12 protein-coding genes and 2 tRNA genes are annotated in these 12075 nt (G+C 62.4%); 3 read left to right on the top strand and 11 right to left on the bottom strand.

Annotation, left to right across the window (positions count from 1 at the left end; all coding sequences use genetic code 11):
• Positions 1–7: 7 nt before the first annotated feature.
• Together H2510_RS06215 and H2510_RS06210 are read right to left on the bottom strand one after the other, a co-directional pair.
• A complete protein-coding gene (locus H2510_RS06215) occupies positions 8–649 on the bottom strand; it encodes an aminodeoxychorismate/anthranilate synthase component II (RefSeq protein ID WP_186627450.1) in 642 nt (213 codons plus the stop codon).
• Between the two features lie 81 nt (positions 650–730).
• Entirely contained in the window at positions 731–1489 is a 759-nt protein-coding gene (locus H2510_RS06210; protein ID WP_186627449.1) for a DUF881 domain-containing protein, read from the bottom strand.
• A gap of 249 nt (positions 1490–1738) precedes the next feature.
• Between H2510_RS06210 and crgA the strand changes: the two genes are divergently transcribed.
• Both crgA and H2510_RS06200 read left to right on the top strand, forming a co-directional pair.
• Positions 1739–2002 carry a cell division protein CrgA gene (gene crgA, locus H2510_RS06205; RefSeq protein WP_186627448.1) on the top strand — a complete coding sequence of 88 codons (264 nt, stop codon included), beginning with the start codon at positions 1739–1741 and terminating at the stop codon, positions 2000–2002.
• Positions 2003–2047: 45 nt separating this feature from the next.
• A complete protein-coding gene (locus H2510_RS06200) occupies positions 2048–2527 on the top strand; it encodes a PH domain-containing protein (RefSeq protein WP_186627447.1) in 480 nt (159 codons plus the stop codon).
• Positions 2528–2565: 38 nt separating this feature from the next.
• On the opposite strand, the gene H2510_RS06195 is transcribed toward H2510_RS06200, so the two are convergent.
• Both H2510_RS06195 and H2510_RS06190 read right to left on the bottom strand, forming a co-directional pair.
• Positions 2566–3465: a rhomboid family intramembrane serine protease gene (locus H2510_RS06195; protein ID WP_186627446.1), complete on the bottom strand. Its 900-nt coding sequence runs from the start codon at positions 3463–3465 to the stop codon at positions 2566–2568.
• Between the two features lie 73 nt (positions 3466–3538).
• Positions 3539–4066, bottom strand: coding sequence for a peptidylprolyl isomerase (locus tag H2510_RS06190; protein ID WP_186627445.1), 528 nt, complete (start codon positions 4064–4066; stop codon positions 3539–3541).
• Positions 4067–4163: 97 nt separating this feature from the next.
• Here H2510_RS06190 and H2510_RS06185 point away from each other — a divergent pair, with 97 nt between their 5' ends.
• Positions 4164–4556 carry a hypothetical protein gene (locus tag H2510_RS06185; protein WP_186627444.1) on the top strand — a complete coding sequence of 131 codons (393 nt, stop codon included), beginning with the start codon at positions 4164–4166 and terminating at the stop codon, positions 4554–4556.
• Positions 4557–4579: 23 nt separating this feature from the next.
• Here the strand turns inward: H2510_RS06185 and H2510_RS06180 are convergent, their stop codons facing one another.
• The 7 genes from H2510_RS06180 to gyrA all read right to left on the bottom strand — a co-directional run bounded on the left by H2510_RS06180 (position 4580) and on the right by gyrA (position 12071).
• Complete coding sequence (locus H2510_RS06180) at positions 4580–6106, bottom strand: alpha/beta hydrolase family protein (protein ID WP_261392764.1); 1527 nt, start codon at positions 6104–6106, stop codon at positions 4580–4582.
• A gap of 239 nt (positions 6107–6345) precedes the next feature.
• Positions 6346–7347, bottom strand: coding sequence for a GGDEF domain-containing protein (locus H2510_RS06175; protein ID WP_315901259.1), 1002 nt, complete (start codon positions 7345–7347; stop codon positions 6346–6348).
• A 297-nt stretch (positions 7348–7644) separates the two neighbouring features.
• Positions 7645–7717: transfer RNA gene (locus H2510_RS06170), tRNA-Ala, on the bottom strand.
• A 94-nt stretch (positions 7718–7811) separates the two neighbouring features.
• On the bottom strand, positions 7812–7922 hold the full coding sequence (locus H2510_RS20625; protein WP_222438355.1) for a DLW-39 family protein: 111 nt from the start codon (positions 7920–7922) through the stop codon (positions 7812–7814).
• Positions 7923–7950: 28 nt separating this feature from the next.
• Positions 7951–8024, bottom strand: a tRNA-Ile gene (locus H2510_RS06165).
• A 124-nt stretch (positions 8025–8148) separates the two neighbouring features.
• Complete coding sequence (locus H2510_RS20620) at positions 8149–9027, bottom strand: DUF3566 domain-containing protein (RefSeq protein ID WP_315901258.1); 879 nt, start codon at positions 9025–9027, stop codon at positions 8149–8151.
• Positions 9028–9527: 500 nt separating this feature from the next.
• Positions 9528–12071, bottom strand: a complete 2544-nt coding sequence (gene gyrA / locus H2510_RS06155; RefSeq protein WP_186627440.1) for a DNA gyrase subunit A — start codon at positions 12069–12071, stop codon at positions 9528–9530.
• Positions 12072–12075: the final 4 nt, after the last annotated feature.

The raw sequence follows: 12075 nt of genomic DNA, 5'->3' as shown, positions 1-12075 counted from the left end.
TAGAGCGTCAGCTGAACGCGAGTGCGACCTGCGCCTCGAGTTCGACCACGAGGCGCTCGTCCTGCTCGAGTCCGCACACGGCGAGCCAGTTGGACAGCATCCGGTGGCCACCCTGAGTGAGAATCGACTCGGGGTGGAACTGGACGCCGTGTATCGGCAACGTCCGATGGCGCATGCTCATCACGAGGCCGGAGTCGGTGCGTCCGGTCACCTCGAGTTCATCGGGGATGGTGTCCTCGACGACGGTCAGTGAGTGGTATCGAGTAGCGGTGAACGGCTCGGGTAGTCCCTCGAGGACGCCGACGCCCGTGTGGTGGATGATGCTGGTCTTTCCGTGCAGTAGTTCGGGCGCGCGGTCGACGGTCGCACCGAAGGCCGCACCGATTGCCTGGTGTCCCAGACACACCCCGAGCAGTGGAGTACCGGACGCAGCCGCCGCGGTCACAAGATCCATCGTGGCTCCCGCTCGGTGCGGTGTCCCCGGCCCTGGGCTGAGCAGAATGCCGTCGAAGTCCGCAACGACGGCGGCCCGGTCGGTCAATCTGTCGTCGTCGTTACGCCAGACGGTCGCGTCGACTCCCAGTTGGCCCAGGTACTGGACGAGGTTGAAAACGAAGCTGTCGTAGTTGTCGACGACCAGAATGCGCATGGGGCAAGGATAGGTGAGCGCGTCGAGCACGAATCGCCCCGACGTCCTTAGCGAAGCTGTGGCGGACTACTGCAGAGGCGCTCACCGCGCAGGCTGGGCGAATCCGATCCGTATCGGTCCGGTGTAGCCGGGCACGGTCAGGGCGTCGGAACGTGTTTCTTCGAAACCCAGCCCGTAACGAAGCGCATACTGCCGAAACACCCGAACACCCGGATTGTTGGCGAGGGCCGCAGAGAGTCGCTCGGGGTCTCCCAAGGCCGTCACCACGTACGGCGGACTATACGTGCGCCCACCCAGCAGAAGCGTGTTACCGATGCAGCGCGGCGCGACCTGGCTCGTGATCCGTTGATCCTGCATGGCCATTGCCGACGCGCCGCCGGTCCACAGTGCATTGAGCACACTTTGCACGTCCTGTTGATGCACGACGAGGTCGTCCGGCGATGCGTCCGATGCGTACCGCCCGTCCGGGCCCCGGGCTGCGTCGGTCAACGTCACGACCACACCTGACCCCGATGCCGGCTCAATCCCCGCCTGGGCGGCGAGCGGATCGGCCGCGGCCAGCGCACGTCCCACTTCGACGTCGGAGGAACCCGCTGTGCGCTGCAGGTCGTCGACCTGCCGGGCCAGATCGTTTCTGATCGACTCGGCGTCGTCACTGCTGCTCTGGGCTGCCCCGACCAGATCCGACAACCTGGTGGTGTCGCTTCGCCGGATTTCGTCACCTTGAGATACGACCCTGGTGGTCGCCAGGAGTACCCCGACGACAAGGCACACGACGAGGACCAGGATCTGCCAGCCACGCGCCGCGAAGCGCTCTCTGGTGGTCGATTCCTCGATCATGGTTTCATCCGATGCTCTCTCGTGAGATTGCGCTGAGCTAGCGTGTATGGGCATATGGTGACCGGTCCGAAAAAACCGGGCCTGTGGATAACAACGCCAGGCAAAGCAGTGTTGGGGCAATAACAGTGCGAAACTCTACTAGCGAGGACGCTACCTGTTGCGGTTGTCCACAACCGTTATCCACAGGTTGACGGGTCGTGTACCGGTCAGTCGTCTGTACGAGCGTCAGCACACTACGAAGGGTTGAACATGCCGAAATCGAAGGTTCGGAAGAAGAAGGACTACACCATCGCACCCGGCACCAGATCCCCCGGATCGCTGAAGGCCGGGCCGTCGAGCCCACTTTTCGTGGCGGTGATGCTCGGGTTCATGCTGGTAGGGCTGCTATGGCTCATCGTGTACTACTTGGCTGCCGACAATATCTCGTGGATGAACGACCTCGGTGCGTGGAACTTTCTGATCGGTTTCGGCTTCATGGTTGTCGGTCTCGTCATGACCATGAAATGGCGATGACCGGGTCCCGTCGACAGTTAGTTACACGCGTGTCATTCATCCCCAATGTGGATAAAGCCTGTGGATAACTTTTCCGAGTCTCCACAGCCTGTGGATAGATTGAGCTGGGCGACGCCTCTTTCGGCCGTTATCGCGATGATCTTGGGCGGATTCGCACTGTTCGGAGCGGCATTGTTGACCGGTACCGACGCCACGGGCCGACTTCTCATCTCGATTGCGGCTATCGGCCTGTGGACGATCGCGGGACTCGCTGCCCTGCAGCGGCCGAGGCTGGCGATCGTCGACGGAACACTGTCGATGAAGCGCCTGTCGGGAGTGCAGGTATACGTCCCGAGCGAGATCGTGCGAATAAAGCTCGCTCGATACCCACGACTCGGGCGGCGAGTGCCGATGATCGAAATCGACGTCCAACGCGCGGGCGACAACGAGGATCGGCTGATCATCTTCGGTCGCTGGGATCTCGGAACCAGCCCGGAGACAGTGTTCGACGAGCTCGTCCGGCACGGGTTCGTACCCGCGGGCTGACGAGCCGAGCGGGTTGTTCCGACGGTGCCGGAGGAGTTTTACAGACCCATCATCGAGCGAAGCGACAGTACGCGAACTGCGATGACTGCGACGCATACGGCTGCGACGGCACCGACGGCGATCCACCCGATGTGAGGAGTTCGCAGGCGGCTGGGCAGAAACACGCTGCCGGCGGTCGCGGCAGCACCGGCGACGAGGCCACCCATGTGTCCCCAGAGCGAAATTCCGGGTATCGAAATACTGATGAAGATATTGAGGCCGATCACTACAAGAATCGGCGTCGGGCTGCGGCGAAGCTTCAGCAGAATGACCGCTTGCGCACCCAACAGTCCGAAGATCGCGCCGGAAGCCCCTGCGGTGACGGTGATCGGGGCCTCGAGGACCATGACCGAGGCACTGCCGCCGAGTAGCGAAACGAGGTAGACCGCCAGGTATCGGCTTCGGCCGAGAATCATCTCGACGTCGCGGCCGATGATGTACAACGCGAACATGTTGACGAGTAGGTGGATCGGCCCAATGTGCAGGAAGCCGCTGCCGATGAGGCGCTCGACGTCACCGGTGGCTACCGATGGTGGGAACAGCGCCCAGGCATTGAACAGTGGCGACGCGTCGGTATTGCCCATCACATCGCGCGATTGCATCGCCGTCACCGCGAAGACGAGGACGTTGAGGGCCATGAGGATGTACGTGACGAGTCCGTACGTCGATCCCGCCCGAGCACCGGCCACGGTCCGGATCGGCCGTACCGAAGCATTGGCGTCACGCACGCAGTCGACGCAGTGCTGCCCGACTGCTGCAGGTCGTAGACATTCGGCGCACGCAGGGCGTCCGCATCGCGAACACGCCAGTCCGGTAGTTCGATCGGGATGCCGGACGCACCTCGACTGGGGTGGGGTTGGCTGATCGCCGGGCGCGCCACCCCAGCCGGGGTAGGTCATGGTGTGGTTCCTCTACGGTGAATTTTTTCGAGCACTGAAATTGGTGATGTGAACGATTCTCAGGAGAGAGCGATCACGCAATGGTGACGCTGGTGATGACGACATCCTCGACGGGACGATCGCCGCGGCCGACAGCAGTTCCGGAGATGGAATCGACTACCTTCTTCGACGCCTCGTCCGTCACCTCGCCGAAGATGGAGTGCTTGCGGTTCAGGTGCGGGGTCTTGCCGGTGGTGATGAAGAACTGCGATCCGTTCGTTCCCGGACCCGCGTTGGCCATGGCCAGCAGGTAGGGGCGGTCGAACGAGAGCTCGGGGTGGAATTCGTCGCCGAACTTGTAGCCCGGTCCACCCGAACCCGTTCCGGTGGGGTCTCCGCCCTGGATCATGAAGCCGTCGATGACGCGGTGGAAGACGGCACCGTCGTAGAACGGTCCGGTCTTTCCGCCGGACGCGTTCGTCGAGGTGTATTCCTTCGATCCGTCCGCGAGCCCGACGAAATTCTCGACCGTCTTCGGCGCGTGGTTGCCGAAAAGATCGATGATGATGTCGCCGTGGTTGGTGTGCAACGTGGCAGTGGAGGTCTTGTTTGGTGAAGTCACCCCTCCATCGTGCCATTGACGCGCTACCGAGCGGTCGGCAACGGTCCTTCGATGTGTTCATTCCTGGCTCTACGCCTGCATATGGAACAGTGAAGGCATGACGAGCACATCGAAATCCGGCCGGATTCGTGGAATTGCGGTGACCACTGGTGGCTCTGCCGTGCATGCTGCGAAAGTTTTCGGTGGCGGTGCAGCGGGCGTCGGACTCCAACTCTCCACCCGGGGACTGAAGCTTGCCCGACGCGAAATTGCCCGACGTAAGCAGCGCGGTCCAGCCCAGCGGAAAGGCGGACCTCGCGTCTCACCTCGTACGAAGCGGATCTTGGTATTCGGAGCGTTGTTCGGGGCAGTCGCCGGCGTCACAGTTCTCGCCACTCGACGTCGCAACACTTTCCAGCCGCCCGCTGACGCGCCGCCCAGTCTCGCCGACTACGAGTCGGAGGCCACTCGCGCTGCCGACGGGCAGCCCGGCGCCCTCGAGCACCCCTAGCGATGGCGGTCGGTCGTTGCCGGTCAGCCTCCGCCTAATTCGGAAGCACGCCCGGCAACGACCAGCGCGCTGTTGTGCTGCGCCGTGGTGCCCTCGGCGAAATACCCTCCATGTCCCTCGGCCGGTAGATATCCCGAGCCTTCGGTAGGAAGCTTTTCCGTGCCGTCGAGATGGCTCGGATCGGTGCCGAAGGCCCCGAGGTCCGCGACCCTGTCGTCGGATGCTTCACCGACGAAGACGTGACCTGGCGGTATGGACAAGTCGGCGACAGTCCCGGTTCCCAGCCCTGGCGACCCGAGAACAACCAAATCGTCGACGCCCGTGTCGTCGGCACCGCGGATCGAATACGCGGCGGTGAGCGAACCGTAGGAATGACCGAGCAAAGACAAATGTGGATCCTCGGCACGCGCGGCATCGAGTCCGTCGAGAAATGCCGACAACCGCTCTCCGCCGGCGATTGCCGCCGAGCCTGAGACGACCGAACGGTTCGGGTTCAACAGGTTCCACCCGAGGTGCGGAGCCTCGTAGTTCATCCATGTCACGCACGCCACGGTCTCCGGCGGATCCTTTGGAAGTAGTTGTTCGACAGTCTTTTTCAATGAGTCCATATCGCCGTCGTATCGCCGCAAGTCCCCTTGGACATCCGAGTCGAGGCCGGGTACGAACACCGCCACGTGCGTAGCGGCGTCGACATTTCCCACCGCGATCGCGGCCAGGGTGTCCTCGCCACTACGATTGTCCAGGACCAGCAATTGGCGATCACCCTGGTCGAGGGTGGCCGTGATCGCGTCGAGCGCAGCCAAACGCTTACGTGTCTGCGCCAACCCCGCATCGGCATTGTCCAACATCCCACCGAAGATGTTGTTGTTCAAGCGATTCTGGAGGTCGTCGGCAACTGTTTCGAGGCGGGTTCTTTCACGAACGAGCATCCGACGGTTTGCCGAATCCCGGACCATCGCCGGAATCCCGTCCAGGTTTCCGATCAGATCGGGTCGATCGACCAGCAGTCGGGTCCGCTCAGCCATCGTGAGCGAATCCCAGAATGCGGCGTTTGCGGGCGCACTCCTTCCCATAGGTACTGCTGTCTCGGTCGGAGCTGCTGTTCGGAATTCTGTTGCAGCAGCGGGGATCGTGGAGACGTCCGCTCCTGTTGCCGATACCGAATCGGACAGTGTCCGCAGAGTCGCGGCGCCCTGCGAGTCGAGGTATCGAGCACGCGTCAGAAGTTCGGTAGCTCTTTCCCGCAGGTCGCGTATTCGTCTGAGCCGATCACGACCGAGGCTCCATGCATCTTCGGACGCGCTGGAGTACAGCGGCATTCGATCCACAACCCCGCCGTCATCGGTGATGTCGGCATCACTGTCCTGGGCCTCGCGGTCGCAGTCGAGAACCGAAGCCACGAGCGGGTACATCGCATAGCCAAGATCCTCGACACAGGTTCCGATCGACATCAGCTGATCGGCGCCGCGAACATACCCATCACGAAGGCTGTGAATTTCTGTGCGCGCTGCATCCGCGGCTGCCCCTGTCCACTCTAGGGTCTCGGACAATCGCTCGAGAGTAGCCATATCCTGCATCAGCCCGTCTGACGTGCGGGCCAGTGTGCACGCAAGCAGCCCTATCTTTTCCGGGTCCCATTGCCGAATGTCACTCCAGGTAACCATGCGCACATCCCCGTCGACTGCCCGATCGTCGTCCGGTCGGTCGACGTGAGAACACAGTCAACACTTTTTTCAGCTCGCCAGGCTGAATCTATCCACAGGCTGTGGATGAATCTGACGGCGGTGCGTCAGCGCTGTATTCTCCACTCCGGTTCGCCGGTGGACTCGGTTTCAGCCGGGCCGGGCTGCCTTGGCGCTACCGGTCTGCTGCGCTTGGCGCGATAAAGATCTGCGTCGGCCGACCGGTATATCTCCGCCCAACGACACGTAGCAGGCATGCAGACCAGCCCGACACTCCACTCGGCACGATGTGCGCGCCGAAGCCGCTCGATGATGTGCCAGGCCTCTGCCTCGTGAACGCCCGGCATGAACAGCACGAACTCGTCGCCCCCGAGTCGGCCGAGCACGTCCCGTCGCGTGAGCTCGGCTTTCCATGCCTTCGACAGGCGTGAGAGCAACACGTCACCCGCGATGTGCCCGTATTCATCGTTGATCTGCTTGAAGTTGTCCAGATCGAGCACAGCCACGCTGACCGACAACCCGCGAGCAGCGCAGGCCGGGAGCATCTTGTCTATCTTGGATTCGAATCCGAAGCGGTTGAGAAGCCCCGTCAGAACGTCGTGGGTCGCCGAATAACGCATACGCCGGGCGAAGGTACCGAATACTTCGGTGGAGCCGACTACGCCGAGCGCAATCAGGATGTATGCGATGAACGGCGAGTCGTACGGTGCGACAGAGGTACCCACTACCGTCGAAAGCGCGACGAACGCAGCCCATATGCCCGCATTACGCTCGGACCAGAACGCCCCGACATGCATACCCAGGAACATCGCGGACTGCACGCTGACGAGGAGGGTCGGCAGGGCGGTACTGACGGACGCCGTCAACGCCAGAGCGAGGGTCGCCATAAACGTGACACTGCCGATGGTGCGCTTCGGGCTCGGCTGCTTCGATCTCAGAAGCACTACCGCGGACGCGATACCGAGAGCCGACGCCGCGAGAACTGCGAGCCGACCCGTCGCCCCCAGTTGGCCCCACGATGCGCTTCCACCAGCGATGGAAAGAAGCGTCGTTCCCACGACGAAAACAAGCAGTGTCAGGGCCGCTTCATCGAGCTCGAGTTTTCTCACGCGCGAATGGCCCCGCACGTGCACACGCGGAGGCGTCCCAAATGCATGCTTCGTCGACTTCGATTCGGCATGGCCACCTCCCATGGTCGCGTCATGTGAAATGTAGGCAGACGCGCGCTCTACGTGCCGGACCCTAACACTTACAGACGACACTTGATCCGGTAGAGAAGTCGCCGGAGAAATCACTCTCGAGATCGGTGTGTCGAGGCGATCAGCTCGAATATTCACCGTATCCGGCAGACAAAAAAGATGACGCCCAGCTGGTGCTGGACGTCATCTTGTGTCTTCGTGAAACTGTGGAGCCTAGGAGATTCGAACTCCTGACATCTGCCTTGCAAAGGCAGCGCTCTACCAACTGAGCTAAGGCCCCGGGTATATCCGGCGAGCGAACAACACGTTACATGTTCACTTACCTCTTGCAACAACCGGTCTCTGACAACCGGTTTCACCTCGCCATAGGACGTTCAGGCAGTTGTGACTTCGTGCCAGACACCGTCTCCACTACGTACTGCTCGCAGCTTCACCACTGTCAGAAACACTGTCACAACCGCACCGGCGAGGAGGAGAATCTTCACGAATCTCATCCTCTCCGCCTTCTGGTTGTGGGCCTAGGAGGACTTGAACCTCCGACCTCTTCCTTATCAGGGAAGCGCTCTAACCGCCTGAGCTATAGGCCCTCGAACCTCGGTCACAGGGACCAATTAATTCGAGGAAATTATTCTCCTCGAACCGAGGAGTGAGGTTACCGCATCGAGCCGCTGTACTCCAAAACGGCTCGACGCGGTGCCGTCTCACGCCGTGTCAGTCCCGATCCGCGAGCGTCACTTCGACGCCCCCGACCAGGTCCGACGACAAGTTGTAGATGAACGATCCGATCGTCGTCAGTGCAGTGAACAACACCACATTGAGGATTCCGATGACGGCTGCGTAGCCGAACACCTGGCCCGCACTCACCAGTCCGCCACCGCCGTCCTCGTTGACGATTTCGGTGAAGGCACTGTTCAGTCGGTCCCACACGCCCATGCCGTCCAGAACGGCGTACAGAAGCCCGACGGCCACCATCCAGACGAAGAACAAGGACACCGCGATCACCAGCGAGATCTTCAGGGTCGACCACGGATCGATCTTCCGGATCTGAATCGTGGCACGGAGCGGCTCGCCCTCCACCCGTGCAGCAACCGCAACAGGGGCAGGAGCCTTCTGTGCCTCGCTAGTGGGCGCGGGATGTCGAACCGACGACAAGTCCGGCATGTCCTTCGCCAGATCCTTGCGTTCGATATGACGAGTCGGACCGTCTATGACGGCGGCCTTCGACTTGGCATCTTCCCGCCGCTGAGCCTTCGCCCCCTGACTTTCGCCACGGGGACTTTCGCCACGAGCTTGCGCGGCGGGAGTGACTGGTCCATCGGCAGGCGATCCGGCCGGCAACGCGCCAGTTCGAGTCGACAGATTGGTCTGCGGCTGGTTCTGCGCACGATGTGCTGTCTCGTGTTGACCCTGAACCTGACCCCGTTGCCACGGTGGCGCTCCCTGCGCAGACCTGTCGGCCCCCGCACCGTCCGGCGGACCCGCAGAATCGGTGCGCTCTTTCGGCAGAGCCGTCGTCGGAGGTTGCTGCGCCGATTCCGACGCTGCAGCAGGCGTCACCGCCGAAGGCTTCTCACGCGGACGCTCGGGCACACCTTTTACCGCAGGTGCTGCCTGAGTCGGTGGCGGCTCCGCCGCAGTCGGTCGAGGTGCAGGCTGTACCCCTGCCGGCGGCTGGACACCCGGTGAAGTCGGGGCCCCCGGAGGATTCTGCGGCCGCTGTGAGGCGGGCTGCTGTGCACGCTGTTCGGTTGGGGCCGAGGCTGCCGCGTCAGCTCGTTGACCGGGAACGCCCTGCTGGGGGGGTCCTTGCTGTGGGGCGCTCTGAGCCGGCGGCCCTTGCGGTGGACGGCCCGGTGCCTGGGTCTGTGGCCCCTGCGTCGGCCGTGCCGGAGGACGTGTACCACTCTGCGGCGGCTGCGGCGCTCCTGCCGCGGCCGGCCTCGGTGGTGCCTGCTGCGGCGGGGTACGCCCGGGCTCCGGTGCGGAAGGAGGCCGTGCAGCCGGTTGCGGTCGCGCAGGCTGCCGCGCAGCAGCATCGCCTTGTTCGCCCTGCGGGGCCGGCCTGCTACCGGGCCTGTTGGGAGTACTCACTACGACTCCTTCGGTGCATCTTCTTCGGTGCCCTCAGCGCCCAATTCGGGCTCATCGGCATTGCGGGCAATAGCGAGCAGTGTGTCGCCTTCACCGAGATTCATCAACCGAACGCCCTTCGTCTGACGGCCTGCTTTCCGAACCTGCTTTGCCGCGGTACGGATGACGCCGCCCCCGGATGTGATGGCATACAGCTCGTCATCATCGTCGACGATAAGAGCCCCCACCAGCGTGCCACGCTTCGGATCGTACTGAATCGTCAGCACGCCCTTTCCGCCTCGGCCCTGCTGGGGGTAGTCCTCCATCGCAGTCCGCTTCGAGTAGCCACCCGAAGTTGCCACCAGAAGGTACTTCCCTTCGCGGACGACATTGAGGGACAGTAGCCGATCTTCACCGTTGAATCGCATGCCCTGCACACCGGACGTCGCCCGACCCATCGGACGAAGCACTTCGTCGGTGGCCGAGAAACGGATGGACTGGCCCTGCGCGGAGACGAGAAGCAGATCGTCGTCCGAGGACGCCAACACTGCGCCGACCAATTCGTCCTCACCGCGCAGGTTGACCGCCACGATGCCGCCGCTTCGGTTGGAGTCGAAGTCGGTGAGCTTGGACTTCTTGACCAGACCGCCCTTGGTTGCGAGAACCAGGTACGGCGCATCCTCGTAGGTCTGGATCTGAATGACCTGAGCTATCCGCTCGTCCGGCTGGAAGGCGAGCAGGTTGGCCACGTGCTGACCACGCGCGGTGCGGTTGGCTTCCGGCAGCTCGTAAGCCTTCGCACGGTAGACGCGCCCCTTGGTGGTGAAGAAGAGAATCCAGTCGTGCGTCGAGCATACGAAGAACTTGCTGACGATGTCGTCTTGTTTGAGCCCCGCACCCTGAACGCCCTTGCCGCCGCGCTTCTGAGAACGGTAGAGATCGGTCCTGGTGCGTTTCGCGTAGCCGGTCTCGGTGATGGTGACCACTACGTTCTCGCGGGCGATCAGATCCTCGTCGTTGACGTCGCCGTCGGAAGCGATGATCCGGGTGCGCCGGTCGTCGCCGAACTTCTCGACGATCTCGGCGAGTTCGTCGCGCACGATCTGGCGCTGACGTTCAGGCTTGGCAAGGATGTCCTCGAGCTCGGCGATCTCGATTTCGATTTCTGCCAACTCGTCGATGATTTTCTGGCGCTCGAGGGCAGCAAGCCGCCGGAGCTGCATCGCGAGGATCGCGTCGGCCTGAATCGTGTCGACCTCGAGCAGGTCGATGAGGCCCGTGCGGGCGGAATCGACGTCGGGAGAGCGGCGGATCAAAGCAATGACCTCGTCGAGCGCATCGAGCGCTTTGACCAGTCCACGCAAGATGTGTGCGCGCTCCTCCGCTTTGCGCAACCGGTATCGAGTACGACGGACGATCACTTCGAGCTGATGGGCTACGTAGAAGCGAATCATCTGGTCGAGACGCAAGGTACGCGGGACACCATCGACGATCGAGAGCATGTTTGCGCCGAAACTCGTCTGAAGCTGGGAGTGCTTGTAAAGGTTGTTCAGCACGACCTTCGCGACAGCATCGCGCTTGATGGTGACCACGATGCGCAGGCCGACGCGGTCCGAGGACTCGTCGTCGATCTTCGAGATGCCACCGAGCTTGCCGTCACGTACCTGCTCGGCGATCGAAGTGATCATGTTGTCCGGGTTGACCTGATACGGCAGCTCGGTGATCACGATCGTTGCGCGACCGTTGGAATCCTCTTCGATTTCCACGACGCCGCGCATCCGGATGGATCCGCGGCCGGTGGAGTAAGCATCCTGGATGCCCTGTCCACCGACGATGAGTCCGTGGGTCGGGAAGTCCGGCCCCTTGACGCGTTCCATGCACGCGGCCAAGGTTGCTTCCTCGTCCGCTTCGAAATTATCGAGGGCCCAGAACACGGCTTCACTGAGCTCGCGCAGGTTGTGCGGAGGAATGTTGGTGGCCATACCGACGGCGATTCCGTTGGACCCGTTCATCAACAAGTTGGGCACCCTCGACGGAAGTACCGTCGGCTCTTGGGTTTTGCCGTCGTAGTTGGGAATGAAGTCGACGGTTTCCTCGTCGATATCGCGCAACATCTCCATCGCGAGCGGAGTCAAGCGTGCCTCGGTGTAACGCATTGCGGCGGCTCCGTCGTTGCCGCGCGATCCGAAGTTGCCCTGACCGTCGACCAACGGGTAACGCATCGACCACGGCTGTGCCAAACGGACCAATGCGTCGTAGATGGAGCTGTCGCCGTGCGGATGGTAGTTACCCATCGTTTCGGCAACGGGGCGTGCGGATTTGACGTAACTGCGGTCGGGACGGAAGCCCGAGTCGTACATGGCGTAGAGCACGCGGCGGTGGACTGGCTTCAGGCCGTCTCTGACCTCGGGTAGCGCGCGGCCGACGATGACGCTCATCGCGTAGTCGATGTAGCTGCGCTGCATTTCCTCTTGAATGTCGACCGGATCGATCCGGTCTCCACCCTCGGCGTTGGTGGTCGAACCCGGAGGCGGTCCTACTGGTGGTTCGGTGATATCGGACATAAGC

It is taken from the genome of Rhodococcus sp. BP22, assembly GCF_014281965.1.
Classification (GTDB): Bacteria; Actinomycetota; Actinomycetes; order Mycobacteriales; family Mycobacteriaceae; genus Rhodococcoides.
Note: the sequence above shows the minus strand (reverse complement) of the source record. Positions and strands in the feature narration are given on the sequence as shown.